A 25,435-nucleotide genomic window follows, 5' to 3' on the forward strand; every position below is an offset into this window, starting at 1 on the left:
GACGCGGCCGAAGGATCGGACAAGACATGATACGCTATATCCTTCAGCGCCTCTTCGGCATGATCGTGGTGATGTTCCTCGTGGTCACGATCGTCTTCGTGATCGTGCGCGTCACCCCCGGCGATCCGGCCGCGGTCATGCTCGGTCCGGATGCGACCGCGCAGGACATCGCCAGCCTCAGAGCCCGGCTCGGCCTCGACCAGCCGCTCGCCCTGCAATATCTCTATTATTTCGGCCAGCTTTTGCAGGGCGATCTCGGTCAGTCGATCTTTCTGAATGAGCCTGTGACGGCGGCGCTTTTCGAACGCGCCGAGCCGACGTTCTTTCTGACCGTGTTTTCGTTGATCATCGCGAGCATCATCGCCCTGCCGATCGGCATCTATTCCGCCTATCGTCGCGGTTCGCTGTTCGATCAAGCGGCGACGGCGCTTGCCATGCTAGCAGCCAGCATTCCGAGCTTTTGGCTGGGCCTGATCCTCATTCAGTCCTTCGCCGTTCGCCACGGTATCTTCCCCGTCTCCGGATATGGCGGGCCGGGCTCATCATTTGTGGATCGGATGTATCACCTGGCGCTACCCTCGATCGTGCTCGGTGTCGTCTCCTCGGCACTGATCCTGCGGTTTACTCGCGCTTCGATGCTGGATGTGCTCGGTGATGATTATATCCGCACCGCGCGGGCAAAAGGTCTCATCGAACGCAAGGTCATCCTGAAGCACGCGTTGAAAAATGCGCTGATCCCGATCCTGACCGTCATCGGTCTGACCGCCGCGGTGCTGATTTCCGGCGCGGTGGTGACCGAGACCATTTTCAGTCTGCCCGGCATCGGCAATCTCGTGGTGTCCGCCGTGCTGCGGCGCGACTATCCGGTGATCCAGGGCGCACTGCTCGTCATTGCCGGGCTCTATGTGCTGATCAATTTTGCGATCGACATGCTCTATCTGCTGGTCGATCCGAGGGTGCGCTACTGATGGCCGCGATATCAGACATGACCGCCGGCGCCGAGCGCCGCAAATTCGTCAGGCGTCTCTTCAAGCGCAAGACGGTCGTTTTCGGCGTCGCCGTGCTGACGATTTTCGTGCTGCTCGCCGTCTTTGCGCCGCTGATCGCGCCCTATGCGCCGGCTAAGCTGTCCATCGTCAACCGGCTGAAGCCGCCGAGCCTCATTCATCTCTTTGGCACCGATGAGTTCGGCCGGGATGTCTTCACTCGCACCATCTATGCCGGCCGCCTATCATTGCTGGTCGGCGGCGCGGTCGTTGCACTGGCGGCTGTCATAGGCGTCACGCTCGGTCTGCTCGCCGGCTTCTTCAAGCAATTGGATACGCCGATCGCCCGGCTGATCGATGCGATGATGGCCTTTCCCGACATCCTGCTGGCGATCGCGCTGGTCGCAGCGCTCGGGCCGTCGCTGACGACTGTCATTATTGCGCTCAGCATCGTCTATGCGCCTCGGCTCGCGCGTATCGTTCGCGCCTCGACGCTGGTCATCCGCGAACTGCCCTATGTAGAGGCGGCGCGCGCACTCGGCGTCTCGACGCTGCATATCATGACGCGACATGTGCTCAGAAACCTGCTGTCGCCGATCTTGGTGCAGGGCACTTTCCTTTTCGCCAATGCCATGCTCGCCGAAGCCGGCCTTTCCTTCCTCGGCCTTGGCGTCAGCCCCGACATTCCGACCTGGGGAACGATGATCGCCGCCGGCCGGCAATATCTCGACCAGGCCAACTGGATGACGCTGTTCCCAGGCTTCGCTATCATCCTCTCCGTCCTGTCGCTGCAGATGGTCGGCGACGGATTGCGCGACATTCTCGATCCCAGACTTCGAAAGGACTTGTAGCTCATGTCTTCCGGATATGAACCGAAACGGCCATTGCTGATCGCCAACGTCAAGCCGATGGCTTTCGGACAGGCGACGTCAGACGGCGTCGTTGACGTGCTGATCGGCGCGGATGGGCGTATCGCCGAGGTCGGGCCGTCGCTTGCGGTCTCCGCCGACGTCGAACGGATCGATGGAAAGGGCGCTTGGATGTCGCCAGGCTGGATCGATTTACACGTCCATATCTGGCATGGCGGGACTGATATCTCCCTTCGTCCCTCAGAATGTGGCGTTGAACGCGGCGTGACGACACTGGTCGATGCCGGCTCGGCAGGCGAAGCGAATTTCCATGGTTTCCGCGAATATATCATCGAGCCGGCACGCGAACGCATCAAGGCGTTTCTCAATCTCGGCTCGATTGGCCTCGTCGCCTGCAATCGCGTCAGCGAATTGATAGACATCCGCTCGATCGATTTCGACCGGATGCTTCAGGTCTATGCCGACAACAGCGAGCATATTGTCGGCATCAAGGTACGCGCGAGCCATGTCATCACCGGCTCCTGGGGCATCACACCCGTCAAGCTCGGCAAGAAGATCGCCAAGATATTGAAGATCCCGATGATGGTGCATGTCGGCGAGCCGCCTGCACTCTATGACGAGGTGCTGGAGGTTCTCGGACCTGGCGACATCGTCACGCACTGCTTCAACGGCAAGGCTGGCAGCAGCATCATGGAGGATGAGGATCTTTTCGATCTCGCCGAGCGCTGCGCCGGCGAGGGCATCCGTCTCGATATCGGCCATGGCGGCGCGTCCTTCTCCTTCCGTGTCGCCGAGGCGGCGATCAAGCGTGGGCTTCTGCCATTCTCGATCTCCACCGATCTGCATAACCGATCGCTGAATTTCCCGGTCTGGGATCTCGCAACGACGATGTCGAAGCTCCTGTCGGTCGACATGCCCTTCGAGAAGGTGATCGAAGCGGTCACCCACGCGCCGGCCTCGGCCATCAAGTTGCCGCTTATCAATCGACTTGCGGTCGGAGAACGCGCTGAATTCACCATCTTCGATCTTGTGGAGTCCGATATCGAGGCGGTGGATTCGATGGGCGATACCGCCATGTTGAAGCAGCTTTTTGAACCGCGCTACGCGGTCATCGGCAGTGAGGCCGTTGCGGCAAGCCGCTACATCCCGCGGGCGCGAAAACTGACACCCCATGGCCACGGCCATTAGCCGAACTTAGAATTTTATGATTATACGACAGGAGTTTGTGTGAACCAGTCTTCAGCCCAAGCCGAGAGCGCACAGGGTTCGCCCTATGAGCGCCTCTCCACCCTCGGCATCGCGCTGCCGCCACCGCCGCCGCCGATCGCCAATTTCGTAACGCATGTTCTCGAAGGCAACATGCTTTACCTATCCGGCCAAGGTCCGCGCGAAGCCGACGGCACCATGCATTTCGGCAAGGTCGGCGCTGAGGTGGGCATCGAACAGGCTTATCGCCATGCCCGGCTGACCGGCATCAACCTGCTGGCCGTCATGCAGGACGCGCTCGGCGATCTCAAGCGCGTCAAGCGGGTGGTGAAGCTTTTGGGCATGGTCAACGCCACCCCGGATTTCGCTGATCATCCGAGCGTCATCAACGGCTGTTCCGACCTGTTCATCGAGGTTTTCGGAGCAGCCGGTCAGCACGCCCGTTCCGCTGTCGGCTTCGGCTCGTTGCCAGGCAATATCACCGTCGAGATCGAAGCGATCGTGGCTTTGCACGGCTGAGGGAAGGACAGGACATCAATGACCGCGCCAGCCCATCAGTCTTTCGATCTTCTCCGCCGAGCTACGCACCTGCGCGACATAGTGGCCCTCGTCGGAGAAGGCTTTCTGCTCCGGCAGAACGATAGAGATGGTGGCGACGCACTGGCCGTCGCGATCGCATATGGGCGAAGCGATGCAGGCGACGGAATAGTCGGATTCCCCTGCCTGGATCGACAGGCGCGCTTCCAGCGCTTTTGCCGCAGCCGTCGACAGCGTCACGGGATCGACATCGGCGCGGCCGGTCGGAGAGGTGCGTGCGCAGTGCCTGAAAAGTTCGATGCGTTCTTCCTCCGGCAGATGACCGACGAGCAGGCGGCCGGAAGCCGTCCAATTGAGCGGTACTCGCGTGCCGACGCGCGAGGCCACCTGAAAGTGGCTTGGGCCATCGGCCATGGCGAGAACGAGCATGTGGTCGCCGTCGCGGCCGCAGACCTGAACGGTTTCTCCGGCCTGCCGGCAGAGATCGTGCATTTCATGGGTGGCGACGCTCATGAAATCGAGCGATCGGGCATAGGCCAGGCCATAGTGATAGAGGCGGGAGCCAAGCCAGATGGTGCCGTCGGCATTGCGGCTGAGCAGGTTTTTCTCAACGAGGTCGTCGACGATGACGTACACGGTCGAGAGCGGTGCGCTGATCGCCTTGGCAACGGCGTAGACACCGCAGGGCGCGCCGGTTTCGTAGAGGTGATCGATGACCTGCAGCGCCCGATCGATGCCGCTGACCCGCGAGCGCCGCGCGCCCTTGACGGCGTCGCCGTGATTTTCGCTGACTGCCTCGCTCTCGGAGTAGCCGATGGGTGATGTCTTCGCGTCCAAAAACCGAACTCCCGTTCAAATCGGTGGTTTGTTACATAATTATGGCATAGCTGTCGATGGTTCGGAACTGCAAGCACCACCTCGCCAGCAAAAAAATCTGGAGATCCCCATGCCGAATGAAGATATTCGTCCGTCCGTCGGACTTCGCCCCGTCATCAACGTCTCGGGCACGATGACGAGCCTTGGCGCATCGATCGTGGTTCCGCAGGCGATTGCGGCAATGGGATCCATCCTGCCGCAGTTCGTTGAAATCAACGACCTGCAGCGCAAGGCGAGTGCGGTTATCGCGCGTCTGACGGGCGGCGAGGCGGGTTTCGTCACGGCCTCCTGCTCGGCGGGCATCAGCCTGGCGGTCGCCGGCGCCATCACTGGCAACGACCTTGCCGCGATTGAGCGTCTCCCCGACGTGCGCGGCGACAAGAACGAAGTCATCGTTCAGATGGGACATGTCGTGAGCTATGGCGCGCCGGTCGACCAGGCGATACGGCTTGCGGGCGGCAAGGTCGTGCTGATCGGCCAGGCGACCTCGACATACCGGCATCATCTCGAAGGCGCGATTACCGAAAAGACGGCGGCCGCCCTCTATGTCGTTTCGCATCATGTCGTCAATTACGGCATGTTGAGCCTCAAGGAATTCTGTGAGATCGCCCATGCCAAGGGCGTGCCCGTCATTGTCGATGCGGCTTCCGAATATGATCTGCGCATCTTCCTGGAGCAGGGCGCGGATCTCGTTCTCTACTCCGGCCACAAATTCCTCAGCGGTCCGACTTCGGGCATCGTCGCGGGACGCAAGGACATGGTGCGCAACACTTTCTTGCAAAATCTCGGTATCGGCCGCGGCATGAAGGTCGGCAAGGAGAGCATCTTCGGCGTCATGGCGGCACTCGAAGCCTGGGAGACGCGCGACCATGCCGGCATCCGCGAGCGCGAGACTAGCTATCTCCGTCTCTGGCACGACCGTTTCGAGGGCCGCCCCGGCGTCGAGGCGGTAATCGAGCCTGATCCGACCAACAATCCGCTTGACCGGCTGCGTTTAGCCATCGATCCGCGCGAGGCCCACATCACCGCCTGGGATCTGGCCGTCGCCTTGGCACGGGGAACACCGCCAATCATCGTTCGCGACCACGAGGTCGAGCACAATTACTTCTATCTTGATCCCTGCAATCTGCATCCGGGCGAGGAGGTGATCGTAGCGGCCCGCATCGGCGAAGAGCTCGACAGGGCGCAGGCCTCGAACGAGATCATCGCCACGTCCTTGGAAGATCGCAGCCGCCGCCGTTTCGATGGTCTGTTGCGTTGGCCGGATTGAGGCGGTGGACAAGGGGATCATGATGGCCAGCAGCGACTCGCAGACTTCACAGATCGCCGAGCCGGTGCTTTCGGTGGAGGGAATGACGACCTCCTTCCTGGTGGAGGGCGCCTGGAAGCCGGTGGTGCGTGACGTGTCTTTCACCGTGGCGCCGGGAGAAACCGTGGCGATCGTCGGGGAATCCGGTTCCGGTAAGAGCGTCACGTCGCTGTCGATCATGCGGCTCTTGCAGCAGGATATGAGCCGGATTACCGGCCGTATCATGCTCGGCGGGCGCGATATTCTGGCGCTGCCAGAAAGCGAAATGCGCAAGGTACGCGGCAAGGATGTCGCGATGATCTTCCAAGAGCCGATGACCAGCCTCAATCCGCTCTTCACCATCGGCGACCAGATTTCCGAGGCGCTGCTCTGCCATGGTGAGATGTCCAGGGCCGAAGCGAAGGCGGAGACGATCCGGCTCCTGGAGCGCGTGCGCATCCCATCGGCCGCCTCGCGCTTCGACGAATATCCGCACCGCTTTTCCGGCGGTATGCGCCAGCGGGTGATGATCGCCATGGCGCTGGCCTCGCGCCCGAAGCTTTTGATTGCCGACGAACCAACGACGGCACTCGATGTCACCATTCAGGGACAAATACTTGATCTCATCAAAATGCTGCAGGAAGAGCAGGGAACGTCCGTCCTCTTCATCACCCACGACATGGGCGTAGTCGCCGAGATCGCCGACCGCACCATCGTCATGTATCGCGGCGAGCAGGTGGAAACGGGCGAGACCAGCGAGATCTTCTTCCACGCCACGCACTCCTATACACGCGCGCTGCTTTCGGCCGTTCCTGTGCTCGGGTCGATGAAGGGGCGCGAGCGGCCCTTGCGGTTTCCTGTCGTCAACAGCGAAACCGGCCAAGCGGAGCCGTTGATGGAGGCTGCCGATACTGTCGCAGCGATGCAGCGACCTGTGCTGGAGGTGAAGAACCTTTGCAAACGGTTCGACATCCATTCCGGTCTTTTCGGCCGGCTGCAGGGCAGGGTGCATGCGGTCGAGAACGTCTCCTTCGATCTCCAGGCCGGCGAGACGCTGTCGCTGGTCGGCGAATCCGGTTGCGGCAAGTCAACGACGGGCCGTGCCATCATGCGGCTGATAGAGCCGCAAAGCGGCTCCGTGCTTGTCGACGGCGAGGAGATGCTGGCCCTTGACCGCAAGGGTCTGCGCGATATGCGCCGTAAGGTGCAGATGATTTTCCAGGACCCCTTTGCGAGCCTCAATCCGCGCATGACGATCGGTGCTGCCGTCGCCGAACCCTATCTCGAACATAAGATGGGAACGGCGAAAGAGGCACGCGACAAGGTCGCGGACCTTCTGGTCAAAGTCGGCCTTTCGCCTGATATGGCGGCGCGTTATCCGCACGAGTTCTCCGGCGGGCAGCGTCAGCGCATCTGCATTGCCAGGGCGCTCACCCTCGATCCCAAGGTGATCATCGCGGACGAGAGTGTCTCCGCTCTCGACGTTTCGATCAAGGCACAGGTCATCAACCTGCTGCTCGACCTGCAGCAAAGCCTGAACCTCGCCTTCCTGTTCATTTCCCATGACATGGCCGTCGTCGAGCGCGTCAGCCACCGGGTCGCGGTGATGTATCTCGGCGAAATCGTCGAGATCGGGCCGCGCCAAGCGGTGTTCGAGAACCCTCAACACCCCTATACCAAGAAGCTGATGTCGGCGGTGCCGGTACCCGATCCGGCGCGGCGAAAATTGAAGCACGGCATCGCTGCAGACGAGCTGAAAAGCCCAATCCGGCCTCCGAACCACACGATGCAGCCGCTGAAATATGTGGAGATCTCGCCCGGTCATCAGGTTGCGCTCTGACGGCCGGAGGTTCGGCGCATCCATGTCGTCATTGCAGTGTCGCAAGCCGTCCCTGGATAAACGGTTTGCGTCGATGATGTTATGGTTGCACAACGAGCCTTATCTTGAGGAGATCCCATGGATTTTTCCCAGCAACCCCGACCGACCGAGGCGGGCATTCTGCAATTCATGGAGATCTGCGATTCCTTCTATCCGCCCGATGCCGTGACGGCTTCCATCGAGCAGCAGCGGCAATGGTATGATGCACTTTGCAGCCGCTTCGATCGCCCGCTGCCTGAGGGCATGCGCACGCAGGATGACGCCGTGATGGGGAGAATCCCGGTGAGGCGTTATCCGCCGCGGACGATCCGGACCTCTACATGTCTGCTCTATCTTCACGGCGGCGGCTTCGTGGTCGGTTCGCTCGAGAGCCATCATGCAATCTGCGCCGAAATAGCCGACCATGCTGGGGCCGAACTGGTGTCCGTCGATTATCGTCTGGCACCTGAACATCGCTGGCCTGCGCAGACGGATGATTGCTATGGCGTTCTCAAGTCGTTGCTTGCCGAGGGAAAGACCGTCGTGCTGATCGGCGACAGCGCCGGCGGCAATCTGGCGGCGGGGCTCGCCGTTCGGGCAAAGGGAGAGGAGCTCTCCGGCATTGTCGGGCAGATATTGATCTATCCGGCGCTTGGCGGCGACCTCGTTTCCGGTTCCTACGAGGAGATGGCGAATGCGCCGGGGCTTACGACCGCCGACGTCGGCTATTATCGCAGCGTGTTGCAGGCGCCCGCTGGCGATCCGGTCGTCGAGCCTCTTGCCTCATCGTCTTTTGCCGGCCTCCCGCCGGCCTTCATAACGGTCGCGCATTTTGATCCGCTGCGTGATGACGGCCGCAACTATGCGGCAAGGCTCGCCGAGGCGGGTGTCGAGGTCTGGTTTCGCGAAGAGCCGCAGATGGTGCATGCCTGGCTGCGCGCGCGGCATATGAGCGACGGCGCGCGTGCCGGTTTCCGCGCCATATGCGAGGCAGCCAGGCATTTTGCCGGATCGAACTGATCACATCAGATCGCGCCGGAAACGCTTTTCCTCGAAGAGTTTTTCGAAAATTTGCGTATTGTCTTCGAAGGCGATGACGGACGCGCGGATGATCCATTCGGTTGCCGTGCAAGAAATCGTCGCCATCGCCACCGTGCGGACGAACCATCCCGGCCGCCGCATGTCGCATGTCCAGATCGAGGTTCCACTCATCGACAGCGGATCGTCCGGCGCGATGGACCAGACCTCTTCGCGGAGCTGGCGTGTGGAAAGTCCGGTGCCCGGATGTTCGAAAAGGCCGGTATCCTCGCGGATTTCATAATGGGTCTTGTTAGCGGAGAGATCGCGCACGACCTGACGCTTCGTCAAGGCCGGGGCATGTTCGATATATTTCGGCAGCGGGTCGGGGCTGTCCGGCTGCTTGATATCGATGGCTTCATGTGCGCCGAGCTTTGGCAGACCGAAACCAATGGAGGCGATATCGATCGTCAGGCCTGGATTTTCCGGCGGCGGCAGGATCATCGGCCAGTATGAAGTCGAAAGCGAAAGGCAGATGCGGTGGCCTTTTCGGAATCGATAGCCGCATGCATCCAGCGTCAGCCTGACCGTGGTGCGTTCGCCCTTCTTCAGCGGCTTTGGCTCGGCGTTGCCTTCGCGATGGGCGAGGTTAAGGACGCCGAAGGAGACGCGCGTCGCGGTACCGTCCGGGTGAAGATCGATAAGCCGGGCGCAAAGATTTGCCGTCTCGGCATCACAGCGCAGGCGGAGGGTGACGACCGGACAGCCGAGATAGTCATGATCGGCGACCAGCGGTGCGGTTTGAAAGGTCAGCGAGCCGGCATCGTCGAGACGCTGGTCGAGCGCCATTTCGGCATCGGGTTTCAAGGTGAAATATTCACCGGAAGTCGTACCCGTATCGAGCGGCGAGCGCAGATAGACGGCATGTTCCGGCGCATGCGGGATCGGCATGCCTTCTATCAGCGTGCCGAACTGCTCGACATAAAAGCATTGCATCTCCGGCTTCTGCCAATCCTGCTTGGCGATCCAGAAGCCCGGATCGAAATCGCGGCGCGGTGCCGGCTTCACCGCGTCGAGAATATAGGCGCGCACCTGCGGCACGCCCTCGACACCATTTTGATCGCCACGCAGCCAGCGGTTCCACCAGGCGATCGCCTCGCCGTGGAAATCGGCGCGGGGCTTCGGCCAGGCAAAATGCGGATATTTATGGACCCACGGACCGATCAGCGCCTTTGCCCTATTGCCGAGACCTTCGACGGCCATCAGCGGCGTGTTGCGATAGCCGTCCGCCCAGCCGGCAATGACAAGGGCGGGAACCTTGACGTCAGCGAAATTTTCGCAGATCGAGCCGTGCCGCCAGAAATCGTCGCGGCGCTGATGCTGCAGCCATTCTTCCATGAAGAATGGCTCATTCTCCAGGCGTTGTAGCCACATATCTTTCCAACGATCGCCGACGATATCGGGGTCGGGAGAGCGGGATTGATAACCGAGCATAGTTGCGGCCCAGGAGAGCTGCGCCGAGAGATGGCAGCCATTCTTATAATGGATATCGTCATTATAGCGGTCGACTGTTGAGGCGATCGATATCACCGCCTTGAGCGCAGGCGGGCGGAGCGCTGCGACCTGCAAGCTGTTGAAGCCACCCCAGGAAATGCCCATCATGCCGACGGAGCCGTTCGACCAGGGCTGTGCCGCGATCCAGGCGATCAGTTCGCAGGCATTGGCGAGCTCAAGTTCGGTATATTCGCCGTCGATAACGCCATCGGATTCGCCAGAGCCGCGAATATCGACACGAACACCGGCGATGCCGGCGGCGGCAAATACCGGGTAGGTCGATTCATCGCGAGGGCTCGTTCCGTCGCGCTTGCGATAAGGCAGGAATTCGAACACCGCCGGTACCGGATCGCTTTCAGCGCCGTCGGGCATCCAGATACGCGCCGCAAGCCGCGTGCCGTCCTTAAGCGTGATCCAATGGTTTTCGATGACAGTGAAGCTGCGGTCAGTCATGACGGGCTCATTCCGATATTGCGAGGATGATGATTATAGCGCGTGGAATGGTCAAAGATCACAACATCAATTTCCAGCACTCTCCATCTTTCTTGTCGTCAGCACCCGCTCCAGCCAGCCGATCTCCATTTCCGGCACTGATTTCAGCAGCAGATCCGTGTAGTCGTCGAACGGCGGCGAAAGCACTTTCGATTTCGGCCCGAAGCGCACGAGCCTGCCGCGATGCATGACCGCGACACTGTCGGCGATGGCACGCACGATGGCGATATCGTGCGTAATGAAGATGTAGGAGAGCTGGGATTCCTCCTGGAGCCGCATGAGCAGTTTCAGGATGCCTTCGGCAACGAGCGGATCGAGCGCCGAGGTAGGCTCGTCGCAGAGGATCAGTTCCGGTTTGGCTGCAAGAGCGCGTGCAATCGCGACGCGCTGTTTCTGGCCTCCGGAAAGCTCGGCCGGATAACGGTCGATGAAACCATTGCCCATCTCGATCTCATCGAGCAGCTCCTTCACCCGCGCCGTCTTTGCTGCGCCCCGCAAGCCATAATAGAAGGTGAGGGGACGGCCGATGATATCGCGCACGGTCTGTCGGGGGTTCATGGCGGTATCGGCCATCTGGTAGATCAGTTGAATGCGTCGCAGCTCATTGCGCGAGCGGTTTTTGAGGGCCGGAGTGAGCGATTTGTTGTCAAAGGAAATCCTGCCGTCGCTGGGCGGCAGCAATCCGGTGATAACGCGTGCGAGCGTTGATTTTCCGGAGCCGGATTCACCCACAATGGCAAGTGTCTGACCTTTTGGTACATGTAGAGAAACATCGTGCAACACTTTGAAGCCGTTCGAATATTCGGCACTGATATTCTCAACCTTCAGAAGGGTGTTGGATTGATCTGCCGCCTCTTCCCGCGCGGTCTGGCGGACATTGACGAGGGCGCGGGTATAGTCTTCCCGAGGCGCCTCGATGATCTGCTGTACTGGGCCGCATTCCACTTGTCTGCCGTGCCGCAACACCATGATGTCATCGGAGATCTGCGCGACGACGGCAAGGTCGTGCGTGATGTAGAGTGCTGCCGTATGGGTCTCCTCGATGGCGTGTTTGATCGCCGCCAGGACGTCGATCTGCGTCGTCACGTCGAGCGCGGTGGTAGGTTCATCAAAGACGATCAATTCGGGATTGGAGCAGAGCGCCATCGCTGTCATCGCGCGCTGAAGCTGGCCGCCCGAGACCTGGTGGGGAAAGCGATCGCCGAAGGTCTCGGGATTGGGCAGGCCGAGGACCCGGAAGAGGTAAAGTGCACGCTTCCTCGCCTCATCCTTCGTCATCAACCCATGCTTGACGGAGGCTTCGATCACCTGTTCGCCCAGCTTGTGGGCCGGATTGAAGGCGGCCGCAGCCGATTGCGCGACATAGCAGACGCGCGCCCCGCGAATCCTGCGGATGCCCGATTTGCCAAGCGGAAGAATATCGACGCCGTCGAGCAGCACCGTGCCGCCGGTGATCTCCGCGCCGCCGCGGCCATAGGCAAGCGCCGAGAGGCCGATGGTGGACTTGCCGGCGCCGGACTCGCCGATCAGGCCGAGCACCTTGCCCTTTTTGAGATCGAAGGAGACATCGTTGACGATCGTGACCTTTTTCGGCGGCTCGCCGGGCGGATAGCTTGTCGCTTCGATCTTGAGATTGCGAACGGAAAGAAGCTCAGGCATCGCCACGTCCTCCCTTAAGGCTGGAGGTGCGCTTCAGGAGCCAGTCGACCACCAGATTGACACAGACTGCCAGCGCCGCGATCGCGGCGCCCGGCACAAGAGCGGCGGAGACGCCGAAGATGATGCCGTCCTTGTTATCCTTGACCATGCCGCCCCAATCGGCCGACGGCGGCTGGATGCCGAGCCCGAGGAAGGACAGCGTCGAGAGGAACAGGATCGAAAAAGCAAAACGCAGGCCGAATTCCGCCAGCAATGGCGAGAGCGTGTTCGGCAGGATTTCACGGAAGATGATCCAGACCTTGCCTTCACCGCGCAATTTAGCCGCCTCCACGAACTCCATCACTGCCACATCCAGCGCGACTGCGCGGCCAAGGCGAAAGACGCGCGTGGAATCGAGGATCGCCATGACGAGGATGAGCACGACAAGATTCTGCGGCAGCACGGCCAGCACCACGAGTGCGAAGATCAAGGTCGGGATCGACATCATCAGGTCGTTGAAACGCGAGAAGACCGTGTCGACCAATCCGCGCGAGACGGCGGCAGTGAAGCTGAGGATGATGCCGAGCGAAAACGAAATGATCGTCGCCGCCAGCGCCACGAATAAAGTGGTGCGGGCGCCGTAGATCAACCGCGACAGGATATCGCGGCCGAGATTGTCGAGACCGAAGAAATACTGCGCGTCGGCCGCCTGCCAGACGTTGCCGACGACCTCGGTTTCGCCGTAGGGCGCGATCAGGGGCGCAAAGATCGCACAGATGAAGGCCAGCAGAATTCCGATGATGCCGACCCAGGCGGTGATGGGGATGTCTCTCAATCTCATCGCGGATGCCTCAGGCGCGGGTTGGCGACGATCGCCAGGACATCGGCAACCATGTTGAGCAGGATGTAGACGGCGGCGAAGATCAGTCCGCAGGCCTGGACCACCGGCATGTCGCGCACGGTGACGGCATCGACCATATACTGGCCCATACCGGGATAGACGAAGACCACTTCCACCACCACGACGCCGACGATCAGATAGGCGAGGTTCAGTGCCACAACGTTGATGATCGGCGCCAGAGCATTGGGGGCGGCATGTTTGACGATCGCGCGAAAGGCGCTGAGGCCCTTCAATTCCGCTGTTTCCATATAGGCGGACGACATCACCGAGAGGATGGCGGCCCGTGTCATGCGCATCATATGGGCGAGAACGACGAGCACCAACGTCGCCGTCGGCAGGGCAATGGCCTTCAGCCGATCGACGAAGGCCATACCGTCATAGACGGTCGCTGGGAATGTCGCGATCCCGAATTTCACCCCGAAAAACAGGATAAGCAGATAGCCGATGAAGAACTCCGGCAGCGAGATCGCCGCCAGCGAGATCACGTTGATGATCTTGTCAGGCAAACGGTTTCGAAAATGCACGGCCAGCATGCCGAGCCCGACTGCGAGCGGCACCGAGATGACCGCGGCACAGGCTGCAAGGAATAGCGAATTGCCGAGACGTTTGCCGATCTGTTCGCTGACGGAATTCTTGCTGGCCCAGGATGTGCCAAAATTCCCCTGGACCGCATTGCCGAGCCATTCGACGTAGCGAGTGGTGACGGGCCGATTGAGGCCGAGTTCGGCGCGGATATTGGCGACGGCTTGCGGTGTTGCCGACTGGCCGAGATAGGTCGTCGCGAAATCGCCCGGCAAGGCTTCAAGGCCGCCGAAGATCAGGACCGAGACCGCGAAAAGCAGCACGAGGCTGAGCAAGAAGCGCTCGATAATGAGGGACAGCAGCGGAAAACGCTGATTGAACCGCAATCCGGGCAGGACTGTGCTGGGTTGTAAATCGGACATGGCTGATGCCTCGCGCTGAAACGTCAGGAGGACCGCGAAGGTTTTCCGCGATCCCGGTTCCGTTAGAGATGAGGGCGTTTCCGCCCTGCTTTGGGCATCAGGACTCCAGCCAGACGCGGGTGGCGACGTAGCCGTTCGACATGTCGTTGCCGATGTCATGAACATAGCCCTTCACCTGCTTGGTGGAGGCATTCACGAAGTCGTTGAACATCGGCAGAATGACGCCGCCCTCGTCCCGGACCATCATCGCCATGGTGCGGTAAAGCTCCTTGCGCTTGGCCTCGTCGAGTTCAGAGCGCGCCTGGAGAAGAAGCTTGTCGAAGTCCGGACGCTTGAAGCGAGTGTCGTTCCAGTCGGCCGTCGAGAGATAGGCGGTGGAATACATCTGATCCTGCGTCGGCCGGCCGCCCCAATAGGAGGTGGAGAAAGGCTGGACATTCCAGACGTTGGTCCAGTAGCCATCGCCCGGCTCGCGCTTGACCTCGATGTTGATGCCGGCCTTCTTGCAGCTTTCCTGATAGAGGACGGCGGCGTCGACGGCACCCGGGAAGGCGACTTCCGAGGTGCGCAACAGCACGGAGCCGCTGTGGCCGGACTTCTTGTAGTGGAAGGCGGCCTTGTCGGGATCGTAGACACGCTGCTCGATGCCTTCGGGGAAGAGGGCATAGGTGCTGTTGATCGGGAAGTCGTTGCCGACCTTGCCGTAGCCGCCGAGGATCTTCTTCACCATGGTTTCGCGGTCCATGGCATATTTCAGCGCCAGGCGAAGGTCGTTATTGTCGAACGGTGCGGTGTTGCAATGCATGATGAACACGTAATGCCCGCGGCCGGCGGTCGACAGGATTTCGACATTGGGTGCGCGCTTCAACAGGTCCACGGTCTTCGGATCGACGCGGTTGATGTAATGCACCTGACCCGACGACAGGGCGGCAATACGCGCAGTCGCATCATTCATGCCGATGATTTCGACCGAGTCGACGAAACCGCGATCGGTACGCCAATCGTCCTTGTTCCTCTCGAAGGTGGCGCGCACGCCGGGCTCGAAACTGACGAGCTTGTAGGGACCTGTACCGATCGAAGCGAGGGGATCGTCTTTGCCGCCGTTCGGCTGGATGACGAGATGGTAATCGGAGAGCAGCAACGGCATGTCGGCGTTGCCTTCGGTTAGGGTCAGGACGAGGTTATCACCATCGGCCTTGATCTCCTTGATCGACTTCATGACGCCGAGCGCGCCGGATTCCGACTTGCTGTCCGTGTGGCGGTTCAATGTGGCAACGACGTCGTCGATGGTCAGATCTTTGCCGTTGTGGAACTTGACGCCCTTGCGGATTTTGAAGGTCCACGTGGCGGCATCCTTCGACGGCTCCCAGGATTCGGCGAGCGCCGGAACGGCCGCACCGGTCAGCGGATGGGATTCGACCAGCATGTCGCCCCAGCAACGGCCGACGCAGAACATGAACTGCGACAGGAACTTTGCCGGGTCCTTGGAATCGGTGGCGGCACCGCCTTCAAGTCCGAGTTTCAGATGGCCGCCGCGTTTCGGTTCGGCTGCCATGGCGCTTTCGGTGAAAAGCTGGTCGGCAAGGGCCAATGTCATGCCGGCCGCCATGGCACGTCCCATGAATTCGCGACGGCTCAATCCGCCCGAGGTCACACGGCTCGCCAAGTGTTTCGTGTAGTCTTTCATTCCCCTGTTCCTTCTTCTTGATGCGTTGATAGAACTCTCGGGCAAGACTTCGGATGCGGTTTCCTCTCCGCCGGAAGCCTGTTTGCCCGCGATCATGCGGGAAAATAATGCGGTTGTCGCCGCCTTCTCACTTTCCTTTCCAGATTGGTGTTCGCTTCTCTGCGAAAGCCCTTGCTCCTTCCAATTGATCCTCGCTCGAATAGAGGGCATCAACCGTCGCAAACTGCCGTTTGGTGATCTTGTTCATGGCAGTCTGAAACGTCGTTCCCTCCGCTTCGCGCACGATTTCCTTGATGGCTGCGTAGACAAGCGGCGGCCCGCTTTCGAGAAGCCGGGCGAGTTCCCATGCCCGGTCCATCAATCGGTCCGCGGCGACGATCTCATTGACGAAGCCCCAGCGATGAGCCTCGGCGACGTCAAGCCAGCGGCCGGTCAGGAGCATGTCCATGGCGATATGATAGGGAATGCGCTTCGGCAATTTGATCGATGCGGCGTCCGCGACAGTCCCGGAGCGGATCTCCGGAAGGGCGAAGGTCGCATGCTCGGCGGCGATGATCAGATCGGTGGAAAGGGCAATCTCCAGGCCGCCGCCGCAGCAGATACCGTTGACGGCGCAAATCACGGGCTTGTTGAGATTGCGAAGTTCCTGCAGGCCGCCGAAACCGCCGACGCCGTAGTCGCCATCGACCGCGTCGCCGGCGGCAGCCGCCTTCAAATCCCAACCGGCCGAAAAGAACTTCTCGCCGGCGCCCGAAACGATCGCGACGCGCAGCTCGGGATCATCACGGAAATCGCGGAAGATCAGGCCCATCTCGCGGCTTGTCGCAAGGTCGATGGCGTTCGCCTTCGGCCGGTCAATGATGACCTCCAAGATACTGTTGTCACGCCTGATGCGGATGGGGCTTTGCAACTTCCGCTACCTCCTTCGCCGGATGAGCGCGTCTGCGGCGACGACGCCACGATTTTCAGGCAGAACCATCAATGGATTAATGTCCAGTTCCTCAAGTCGCGCGGCGTTTTTTACGACATATTCTGCCGCCGATACGACGGCGTCCGCAACTATATCGAGGTTGCCCTTCGCCGCGCCGCGATAGCCTTCGATCAATTTCCTAACCTTCAGCCGCGAAATGGCTTCCAGGACGTCCGCCTTCGTCACTGGAAGAGGCAAAATGACGGAATCTTCGAGCAATTCCACCAGAATTCCGCCCGCGCCGACCGTCAATGTCAATCCGACGACGGGATCGCGCACGGCACCGACGATCAACTCGGCGACGGGGCGCTCGATCATGCGTTCGACCAGGTATCCGGAGGCGATCGAGGCCATGCGCTCTGCCGCGTTTCGCACCGCCTCCACATCCCGGAGGTTGAGTACGACCGCTCCAACCTCGGACTTGTGTTCGAGGCCCAACGCCTTCAGGGCGACAGGAAAACCGATGCGTTGCGCCTGCTCCGCTACGTCACCTGGACTGGATGCCGTTGCTCCCAGTGGAATGGTGAGCCCGGCGGCGGATAGCTCCGCCTTGGCCGCCGCCTCACTCAGGGTTTCGATCTCGCCTGGGACCAGAGGACTATCAAGCAGGGGCAGCGGTGCGCGAGCATGCCATGCCAAGCCGATCCGACTTGCAACCTCGGCCGCTGCAATCGCTTCGCTGATGCCGCAGAGAGGCACTATGCCATCCTGCATCAGCCGCAAGGCGATCGCTTCCGGCATGTTTTCCGGCAGCGTCGCCAGGATGCCCGCACGGGCGCCGGTGCGCTTGGCCGCTGCCGCGACGGCGGCGATCGTCGTCATCCAGTCCGCTGCATCGCAACGATCGTCCCGTGGAAAATCGAGGACGATCAGATTGAATGCATAGTCGCCTTTAAACATGGCGGTGAAGGCTTCCGTTTGGCGGGAAAGATCGCCCCAAACGAAGGTGTGATAGTCGAGAGGGTTAGATAGGGTGACCATCTCGCCGAGACTGCGCCGCAAGGCAGGCAGTTGCTCCGGTTTCAGAGCGCGAAAATCGACGGCCCGGCCGGTCGCAGCATCGGCCATCAATGAGGCTTCGCCACCGGAACAGCTCATCGACGAAATTGCGTTGCTTGTGAGCGGGCCGGTCACGTGCAGCAGTTTCAGCGTTTCGATCAGTTCCGGAAGCGTTGCGACTCGGCCGATACCGAGACGGGCGAGAACCGCATCGGCGACTGCATCGCTGCCGGCGAGGGATGCCGTATGTGAAACAGCCGCGCGCTGTGCCTGTTCGGATTTGCCGACCTTCAGAGCGACGACGGGCTTTCGCAGTTCCCTCGCACGCGTGGCAAGTTTTTGAAGTGTCTGGACGTTGCCGAAACCTTCGATATGAAGGCCGATTGCCGTAACGCGGGGGTCTTCGAGGACGGCGAGGGCAAGATCCGATAACCCGGTCTGCGCCTGGTTGCCCGCCGTCATCAGATAGCTGATGGGCAGGCCGCGCTTCTGCATGGAAAGATTGATGGCGATGTTGGAGGATTGGGTGAGAATGGCAACGCCACGTTCCACACGTACCATTCCGTGCTGGTCGGGCCAGAGCAAGGCGCCGTCCAGTCCGTTGATCACGCCATAACAATTCGGCCCGATGATCGGCATGTCGCCGGCTGCACTGACCAACGCCTCCTGCAGCGCGACGCCATCCGCCAGTTCGGCGACCGCTTCGCTGAAGCCGGACGCGTAGCAGACGGCGCCACCGGCACCCCTCGCTGAGAGGGTACGCACGATATCGATGGTCAGCAGTCGGTTGACGCCGACGAAGGCGGCATCCGGCGCGGCGGGCAGATCTTCCACCGATCGATAGCAGCGGCGTCCCAGCACGGTGTCGAGCGTCGGATGCACCGGCCAGATGTCCCCGGCAAAACCCATCCGATCGCATTGTTCGATGACCCGGCGCGCCTCACGGCCGCCGAAGACGGCGATCGTTTGCGGTCTGATCAGGCGATCGAGCGGGCGTTGTTTCATCCAATCACGCTCCGTACGGCCGAAGCAGATCGCGGCTGATGATGTGCCGCTGGATTTCCGAGGTTCCGTCCCAGATGCGTTCGACACGGGCATCGCGCCAGAAGCGGGCAAGCGGCAGGTCGTCCATCAACCCCATGCCGCCGAAGATCTGGATCGCCTCGTCAGTGACGCGGGCAAGCATTTCGGAGGCATAGAGCTTGGCCGATGCGATTTCGCGATTGGCGGGAAGACCGGCGTCGAGCCGCCAAGCGGCGGATAGGGTCAGCAGGTCGGCGGCGTCGATTTCCGTGATCATGTCAGCCAGCTTGAACGACACGCCCTGATTGGCGCCGATCGGCCGGCCAAATTGTTTGCGCTCCGCCGCATAAGGCAGGGCCAGGTCGAAGACGCGCCGAGCCCGCCCGACGCAGGTCGCTGCGACTGTCAGCCGCGTGCCGTAAAGCCATTCATTGGCGATATCGAAGCCGCGATGCACCTCGCCAAGCACCTGGGATTTGGGCAGACGGCAGTCCGTGAAGCTCAGGATGACATTGTGATAGCCGCGATGGGAAACCGAGTCATAGCCTTTGAGGATCTCGAACCCCGGCGTGCCGCGATCGACCAGAAAAGCCGTAATCTTCTTCTTCACGCCCTTCGGCGTTTCCTCCTCGCCAGTGGCGGCAAAGACGATGACGAAATCGGCGACATCGGCGTGGGAGATGAAATGCTTGGTGCCGTTCAGAACGAAATCGCCGCCATCCTGCCGTGCGGCGCATTTCATGCCACGCATGTCGGAGCCGGCATCGGGCTCGGTGATGGCCAGCGCGTCAATCTTCTCGCCGCGTACGGCCGGCAGCAGATATCTACCGCGTTGCTCGCCTTCGCAGGCCATCAGAATTCCGGAAGGGCGGCCGAAAAAGACGGTGAGCCCCATCGAGCCGCGGCCGAGCTCACGCTCGACAAGCGTGAAGGTCACATGGTCGAGGCCGGCGCCGCCGATCTCCTCGGGAAAATTACACGCATAAAAACCGAGGTCGATGCATTTGCGCCGGATCCCCTGGGCAAGTTCCGGCGGGACTATGCCGGTGCGATCGACCTCGTTCTCATGCGGATAGATTTCCGCTTCGACGAAATCGCGGACTGTCTTGACGATCATCTCCTGTTCTTCATCGAGCCCGAAATTCATGACGCTTCCTCCTAGCGTTTTTGTCCGACATGACGCCCGACGCCTTCAGGCACAGGCAGTTTTGCATGGGCCTTAACAATGGACCTGACTTTGCTCAGCACCTCCTCCGGTGCAGGCGCGGCTTTTCCGGCCTTGGCATCGACATGCAGCAGCATATGTTCGGCAGTGGCGATCGTTTCGCCCGTTGCCGTATCGCAGATCGTGTGGAACACATGCAGCCGCTTTTCATCGGCTGATAGAAGCTGGCAAGTCGAATGGATCGCCTGGCCGAGCTTGGCTTCGCCGAGATGGCGAATATGCGTCTCGACGGTGTAATAGCTGTGACCGCGTTCGACATAGGCGAAGTCTACGCCGATCAGCCGCAGCAGCGCATCCGACGTATCGCCGAACACCTGCAGATAGCGGTGCTCGGTCATATGGCCATTGTAATCCACCCATGCCGGGCTGACTTTCGTTTCGATAAGCCGCAATGGCTGCGCGACATCCACCAGCTTTTTGTCGTCTCCGGCGGACGCCCAGAGGCCCTGCTCGAAATCCTTAAGCAGTTTGCCTGCACCCCAGCCCTTGCCGCCATGGCTGCCCTTCAGCGTCTGCAGGATGCCGACGAGATTTTCGTCGCGAATGCGCTCCAGCTCGCGGATCGATAATCCATCCGCTTGCTCGTCCGACTGCTGACCGATCTTTTCGACGAGAGCATCGTCGAGGTCGACGACATCCATCAGCTTCGTCCAGTTCCATTGCAGGGCCGGGCCGAACTGCGCGAGGAAGTGCCGCATGCCCGCTTCGCCGCCGGCAATGCGATAGGTCTGGAAGAGACCCATCTGCGCCCAGCGCAGGCCGAAGGAATAGCGGATGACGTCATCCAGTGTTTCGACGGTGCAGATGTCGTCCTTGATCAGCCAGAGCGCCTCGCGCCAGAGGGCCTCCAACAGGCGATCGCCCACGAAAGCTTCGATCTCCTTGGCGATGTGCACGCCCTTCATGCCGATCGGCGGCAGCCGTTCCATGGCCGCCTTGATCGTTTCCATCGAAGTCTTTTCGCCCCCGACGATTTCGACGAGCGGCAGCAGATAGACGGGGTTATAGGGATGCGCGACGAAGAGACGTTCCGGATGGCGCATGTCGCGTTGCAGATCGGTCGGCAACAGGCCGGAGGTCGATGAGCCGATCAGGGCATCCGGCCTTGCTGCCGCATCGATCTGCGTCAGGACTTTACGCTTGAGATCAAGCCGCTCGGGCACGCTTTCCTGGATCCAGTCAGCATCGGCAACGGCTTGCTCCAGCGTCACGCGAAAGGTGAGCTTGCCGCGCTGCGGAAGCGGCGCCCCGGTCAGCATCGCATAGGCCTTTTCCGCGTTCGCCAGCACTTCACCGACGATGCGGGTTGCTTCGGGATGGGGGTCGAAGACATCGACGTCGATGCCCGCCAGCAGGAAGCGAGCGATCCATCCGCCGCCGATGACGCCGCCGCCGATGCAGGCCGCCTTGTTGATCCTGGTCATCGGGGCCTCAGCGCTTCGTCAGTTTCAGTTTCTTGCGGACATCCTCAGGGCCGATGATGCGCGCACCCATGCCTTCGACGACCTGCACCGCCTTTTCGACGAGCTGGGCGTTGGTGGCGAGCATGCCCTTTCCGGCATAGAGATTGTCCTCAAGCCCGACGCGGACATTGCCGCCGGCAAGCACGGCCGCAGCCGGGTAGGCCATGGCGTTGCGGCCGATAGAAAAGGCCGAGAAGGTCCAGCTCGAGGGAACGTTATTGACCATCGCCATGAAGGTGTTGAGGTCATCGGGCGCTCCCCAAGGGATGCCCATGCAGAGCTGGATGAGGATGGGGTCCTCAATCAGACCCTCCTCGGCAAGCTGTTTGGCAAACCAGAGATGACCGGTATCGAAGGCTTCGATCTCGGGACGCACGCCGAGGTCCGTCATCTTTTTCGCCATTGCGCGCAGCATGGATGGCGTATTGGTCATCACATAGTCGCCGAGACTGAAATTCATCGTGCCGCAATCGAGCGTACAGATTTCCGGCAAGCATTCGGCAACGTGGCTGACGCGCTCGGAGGCGCCGGCCATATCTGTGCCTCGATCGTTCAGGGGAAGGGGGCGTTCAACATCGCCGAAGATCAGGTCGCCGCCCATGCCGGCAGTCAGATTGAGCACGACATCGACATCGGCAGAGCGAATGCGGTCTGTCACTTCCTTGTAGAGATCGTTGCGGCGGCTGGCAGCGCCGGTTTCGGGATCGCGGACATGGCAGTGAACCACTGCTGCGCCCGCTTTGGCGGCATCGATCGCCGATTCCGCGATCTGCTTGGGCGTGATCGGAACATGGCCGGATTTCGAAACCGTGTCGCCGGCGCCGGTGACGGCACAGGTGATGAAGACATCGCGGTTCATCGCAAGAGGCATTTTTGTTCTCCCTCGTATTGAGGGCATTACGAGACAAGCGGCGTTTCCATGCTTTGCATTTCCGGAAGCAGACGATACATTATCGGAATTATCGGAGGATGCCTGTGCTGACTTCATCCAACACGCCGCTCGACATCGATCTGCTGGTGCTTCCCGAAACGAACCTGATTCTGATCGCTTCAGTGATCGAACCGTTGCGCGGCGCCAATCGCATTTCCGGAGCCGAAATCTATCGCTGGCGTTTGTTTACACCTGATGGCTCGCCCGTCGAAACGACGAGCCACATTCCAGTTCCAGCTTCCGGCGGATTCAGGCCCACCGTCGACTCCGCTCCGCTCTTCGTGCTCGCGAGCTATAATTGGCGGCGCAGCGCGACTCAGGCGCTGAAGATGCAATTGTCGCAGACAGCACGCTATCGTTCGATGATGGCGGGCATCGAATCCGGCAGCTGGCTGCTCGCGGAAGCAAGCCTTCTCGACAATGTGTCGGCGGCTGTCCATTGGGAGGATTTCGAGGATTTCGCGCTGGCCTATCCGCAGGTGCGTGCCGTCAAGGACCGTTTCGTGATCGATGGCAAGCGCATCACCACCGCCGGCTCATTGCCGACCGTCGACCTGATGCTGGAAATCATCCGGCGGCGGCAAGGCTATTCACTCGCGCTGGAAGTCAGCCGGCTTTTCATCTACGAGCCGGCCAATACGCAGAGCGCAGCAGAACTTTCGCCGTCGACGGCCGGCTTGCGCATGCGCGACCCGCGCGTCGCGCAGGCCGTGCGGCTGATGGAGGAAAACATCGAGCAACCGCTGATCCTGACACGCCTGGCGCGGCGCATCGGCGTCAGTGCCCGTCATCTCCAGGCGCTCTTTCAGGAAAGCATCGGTGCGCCTCCGCACGTGCATTATCTGGCTCTTCGGCTCAACGCTGCACGACGCAAGGTAATCGAGACAAAGGATTCGTTCGCAGAGATCGCCGCGGCGACCGGCTTCAACTCGGCCTCGGCCTTTTCCCGCAGCTATCGCGCCAGCTTTTCGGAAAGTCCATCCGGCACGCGGCGGCGCCTGCGCGGGCGCGCTACGACTGCAGCAGAGCCGACATAGGCTGAAAGGCCTCCCGCACCATTTCCGCGAGCTCTTGGATCGCCTCGCTGGAATGATAAGGATTGCGGCGCAGCACGACACGCGAAGAGTCGACGGGCGGAAAGCCGTCGTCGCTCGTCAGCTCCCGGCAACCATGCGGGATGTTGCTCCGAGAAAGCGTCGTGACGGCGAGGCCGGCGGAAACGGCGTTTTTCAGGCCAGAACTGGTGTCGGCGATGAAGGCGATGCGATAGGGCCGGGCCTGCTGCTCCAGCGACCGCAGGGCAAAGTCGCGCGCCCAGGTCGAGTTTCGGTATGTGGCAACCGGCAGCGGCGTCGCATCATGTAAGCGATGTACCAGCGAGGTCACCCAGACGGTCGGATCGACGCAGAGTACCTCGCCATTGGAATGCTTGCTCCAGTCGAAGACGACGGCAAGATCAAGTTCGTCCTTCTCCAGGGCGGCGAGATTTCGAGCGGTATAGTCACAGGACACGGTCACTTCGACGGCGGGGTGCCGGACGGCGAAGGCGGCAAGCGCCGCCGGCAGCACGGTCTGGCTGTATTCTTCCGGAATTCCGATCCGGACAGGTCCATTCAACGGCTTGGTGCGGATCGTCGCGGCTGCTTCGTTCAGCAGGTCGACGATCCGCCGGGCATAGGGAAGCAACTGATTTCCCGACCGGGTCAGCACGACCCCGCGTGCGCTTCTTTCGAACAGCGCTTCGCCGACAATTTCCTCCAGGCGCTTGATCTGGGCACTGACGGCCGATTGCGTGCGGCCGATGCGTTGCGCGGCAACGGAAAAATTCGACGTCTCGGTAATAACTAGAAACGTCCTGAGTAAATCGCTTTCGATGGGTTCGCGCATGACAAGCCACAAAAATTTCCGATGACACCTATCTCTACTATTCGTTTGTCTGATGTCAAATATCGGCGCACACAGGGACGTTCCTTCTATTCATTCCTGAGTCCATACATGACATTCCAGTTTCCGGCCCGCTCCGCTCTTGCCAGCGACTATGAGAGGGGCGTTGTACTCGTGGTTACGGCAATGCTTGCGTGGAGCTGCAGCGGCATCTACGCACGCCTCCTGACCACGGACATTTGGACGGCGATCGCTTGGCGGTCACTGTTCGGCGGCCTGTTCCTGCTGATCCCCAGCTTTTTCCTCGAAGGTGGGTTTTCGCGGCGCCAATGGAGTTCGGTTTTTCATCCTGCCGGTCTGGCGATGCTTGCCTGTCAGACCATCTGTCAGGCTTGCTTCATCGGTGCGCTCTATATGACGACGGTCGCCAATGTGACCATGATCTATGCGACCGCACCGTTCATCGCAGCCTTCCTAAGCTGGACGATACTCAAGGAGCGCGTGGCGAAGCGAACGCTGATTGCCGGCGGCATCTGTCTTATCGGCGTCGCCGTCATCGTTGCTTCCTCGATTGGCGGCGGCACCGGCGTCGGCGATCTGCTGGCGCTAGGCATGACAATCAGCTTCGCGTTGATCATCGTCATCCCGCGCATCGACAGCAGTATTCCGATCCTGCCGTCGAGCGTCGTCAGCGGCTTCCTGACATTCGCGGTCTTCGTCCCTTTCGCCGCGACGAACTCGCTGGACGTCAACAATTGGTTCTTGCTGGCAGCCTTTGGGGCGACGAATTTCGCGCTGGCCTTCGTCCTCTTCCTTTTCGGTTCGAGAAAAATGCCGGCGGCCGACGCGGCCCTCATCAGCTCCATGGAAATCGTATTGACTCCGTTCTGGGTCTGGCTCTTTTTTTCTGAAATGCCGCCCGTGGCTACTTTCGTCGGCGGTGCGATCATTTTTGCGACGATCGTCTGGCACACGGCCGTCGACCTGCGACAGGGCCGTCGTACCGGTGAGCCGCCTGTTAGGCTTTAACCATCGGCCCTCGGCTCGGCAAAGATGGCGGCTTGAGCCTCGATTTCACAAAGGCGAT

The 25,435-nt window shown here is 60.8% G+C and carries 21 protein-coding genes; 9 read left to right on the forward strand and 12 right to left on the reverse strand.

The annotated features are described in order from the left end of the window. The first annotated feature begins 26 nt into the window (after positions 1–26). The 4 genes from CCGE525_RS28890 to CCGE525_RS28905 are packed head-to-tail and all read left to right on the forward strand — an operon-like array spanning position 27 to position 3,580. Positions 27–968 carry an ABC transporter permease gene (locus tag CCGE525_RS28890; RefSeq protein ID WP_162950339.1) on the forward strand — a complete coding sequence of 314 codons (942 nt, stop codon included), beginning with the start codon at positions 27–29 and terminating at the stop codon, positions 966–968. Beyond that, the gene (locus tag CCGE525_RS28895; protein ID WP_120707666.1) at positions 968–1,837 is read left to right on the forward strand and encodes an ABC transporter permease; all 870 of its coding nucleotides are present in this window, start codon (positions 968–970) and stop codon (positions 1,835–1,837) included. The genes CCGE525_RS28890 and CCGE525_RS28895 overlap by 1 nt, the downstream gene beginning before the upstream one ends. A 3-nt stretch (positions 1,838–1,840) precedes the next feature. Further along, a complete protein-coding gene (locus tag CCGE525_RS28900; RefSeq protein WP_120707667.1) occupies positions 1,841–3,043 on the forward strand; it encodes an amidohydrolase/deacetylase family metallohydrolase in 1,203 nt (400 codons plus the stop codon). A gap of 39 nt (positions 3,044–3,082) precedes the next feature. Further along, complete coding sequence (locus CCGE525_RS28905) at positions 3,083–3,580, forward strand: RidA family protein (RefSeq protein WP_120707668.1); 498 nt, start codon at positions 3,083–3,085, stop codon at positions 3,578–3,580. A gap of 15 nt (positions 3,581–3,595) precedes the next feature. On the opposite strand, the gene CCGE525_RS28910 is transcribed toward CCGE525_RS28905, so the two are convergent. Next, the gene (locus CCGE525_RS28910) at positions 3,596–4,435 is read right to left on the reverse strand and encodes an IclR family transcriptional regulator (protein WP_120707669.1); all 840 of its coding nucleotides are present in this window, start codon (positions 4,433–4,435) and stop codon (positions 3,596–3,598) included. Between the two features lie 109 nt (positions 4,436–4,544). On the opposite strand from CCGE525_RS28910, the gene CCGE525_RS28915 reads away from it, so the two are divergent. The 3 genes from CCGE525_RS28915 (at position 4,545) to CCGE525_RS28925 (ending at position 8,640) form a co-directional block, all read left to right on the forward strand. Beyond that, entirely contained in the window at positions 4,545–5,744 is a 1,200-nt protein-coding gene (locus CCGE525_RS28915) for an aminotransferase class V-fold PLP-dependent enzyme (protein WP_120707670.1), read from the forward strand. A gap of 22 nt (positions 5,745–5,766) precedes the next feature. Next, the gene (locus CCGE525_RS28920) at positions 5,767–7,602 is read left to right on the forward strand and encodes an ABC transporter ATP-binding protein (RefSeq protein ID WP_120708682.1); all 1,836 of its coding nucleotides are present in this window, start codon (positions 5,767–5,769) and stop codon (positions 7,600–7,602) included. A 117-nt stretch (positions 7,603–7,719) separates the two neighbouring features. Then, entirely contained in the window at positions 7,720–8,640 is a 921-nt protein-coding gene (locus CCGE525_RS28925; protein WP_120707671.1) for an alpha/beta hydrolase, read from the forward strand. Here CCGE525_RS28925 and CCGE525_RS28930 read toward each other — a convergent pair whose 3' ends face one another. From CCGE525_RS28930 to bcoG, 10 genes are all read right to left on the reverse strand, one after another. Continuing rightward, on the reverse strand, positions 8,641–10,644 hold the full coding sequence (locus CCGE525_RS28930) for a CocE/NonD family hydrolase (protein WP_120707672.1): 2,004 nt from the start codon (positions 10,642–10,644) through the stop codon (positions 8,641–8,643). Positions 10,645–10,710: 66 nt separating this feature from the next. Beyond that, positions 10,711–12,342 carry an ABC transporter ATP-binding protein gene (locus CCGE525_RS28935; RefSeq protein WP_120707673.1) on the reverse strand — a complete coding sequence of 544 codons (1,632 nt, stop codon included), beginning with the start codon at positions 12,340–12,342 and terminating at the stop codon, positions 10,711–10,713. Continuing rightward, positions 12,335–13,162: an ABC transporter permease gene (locus tag CCGE525_RS28940; RefSeq protein ID WP_120707674.1), complete on the reverse strand. Its 828-nt coding sequence runs from the start codon at positions 13,160–13,162 to the stop codon at positions 12,335–12,337. The genes CCGE525_RS28935 and CCGE525_RS28940 overlap by 8 nt, the downstream gene beginning before the upstream one ends. Then, on the reverse strand, positions 13,159–14,166 hold the full coding sequence (locus CCGE525_RS28945) for an ABC transporter permease (protein WP_120707675.1): 1,008 nt from the start codon (positions 14,164–14,166) through the stop codon (positions 13,159–13,161). The genes CCGE525_RS28940 and CCGE525_RS28945 overlap by 4 nt, the downstream gene beginning before the upstream one ends. A gap of 97 nt (positions 14,167–14,263) precedes the next feature. Further along, positions 14,264–15,853 carry an ABC transporter substrate-binding protein gene (locus CCGE525_RS28950; RefSeq protein ID WP_120707676.1) on the reverse strand — a complete coding sequence of 530 codons (1,590 nt, stop codon included), beginning with the start codon at positions 15,851–15,853 and terminating at the stop codon, positions 14,264–14,266. 127 nt (positions 15,854–15,980) lie between these two features. Continuing rightward, positions 15,981–16,763 carry a carnitinyl-CoA dehydratase gene (locus tag CCGE525_RS28955; RefSeq protein WP_120707677.1) on the reverse strand — a complete coding sequence of 261 codons (783 nt, stop codon included), beginning with the start codon at positions 16,761–16,763 and terminating at the stop codon, positions 15,981–15,983. Positions 16,764–16,769: 6 nt separating this feature from the next. Next, on the reverse strand, positions 16,770–18,827 hold the full coding sequence (locus tag CCGE525_RS28960) for an acetate--CoA ligase family protein (protein ID WP_120707678.1): 2,058 nt from the start codon (positions 18,825–18,827) through the stop codon (positions 16,770–16,772). 4 nt (positions 18,828–18,831) lie between these two features. Next, complete coding sequence (locus CCGE525_RS28965; protein ID WP_120707679.1) at positions 18,832–19,992, reverse strand: acyl-CoA dehydrogenase family protein; 1,161 nt, start codon at positions 19,990–19,992, stop codon at positions 18,832–18,834. A gap of 11 nt (positions 19,993–20,003) precedes the next feature. Next, a complete protein-coding gene (locus tag CCGE525_RS28970; RefSeq protein ID WP_120707680.1) occupies positions 20,004–21,494 on the reverse strand; it encodes a carnitine 3-dehydrogenase in 1,491 nt (496 codons plus the stop codon). A 7-nt stretch (positions 21,495–21,501) separates the two neighbouring features. Continuing rightward, positions 21,502–22,404: a 3-dehydrocarnitine:acetyl-CoA trimethylamine transferase BcoG gene (bcoG, locus tag CCGE525_RS28975; protein ID WP_120707681.1), complete on the reverse strand. Its 903-nt coding sequence runs from the start codon at positions 22,402–22,404 to the stop codon at positions 21,502–21,504. 98 nt (positions 22,405–22,502) lie between these two features. Here bcoG and CCGE525_RS28980 point away from each other — a divergent pair, with 98 nt between their 5' ends. After that, the gene (locus CCGE525_RS28980; RefSeq protein ID WP_120707682.1) at positions 22,503–23,501 is read left to right on the forward strand and encodes a GlxA family transcriptional regulator; all 999 of its coding nucleotides are present in this window, start codon (positions 22,503–22,505) and stop codon (positions 23,499–23,501) included. Here the strand turns inward: CCGE525_RS28980 and CCGE525_RS28985 are convergent. Next, positions 23,476–24,351, reverse strand: coding sequence for a LysR substrate-binding domain-containing protein (locus CCGE525_RS28985; RefSeq protein ID WP_120707683.1), 876 nt, complete (start codon positions 24,349–24,351; stop codon positions 23,476–23,478). The two genes, CCGE525_RS28980 and CCGE525_RS28985, sit on opposite strands and share 26 nt — an antisense overlap. Positions 24,352–24,459: 108 nt before the next feature. On the opposite strand from CCGE525_RS28985, the gene CCGE525_RS28990 reads away from it, so the two are divergent. Beyond that, positions 24,460–25,377: a DMT family transporter gene (locus tag CCGE525_RS28990; RefSeq protein ID WP_120707684.1), complete on the forward strand. Its 918-nt coding sequence runs from the start codon at positions 24,460–24,462 to the stop codon at positions 25,375–25,377. Positions 25,378–25,435: the final 58 nt, after the last annotated feature.

This window comes from Rhizobium jaguaris (assembly GCF_003627755.1).
In the GTDB taxonomy this organism is placed as follows: Bacteria; Pseudomonadota; Alphaproteobacteria; order Rhizobiales; family Rhizobiaceae; genus Rhizobium; species Rhizobium jaguaris.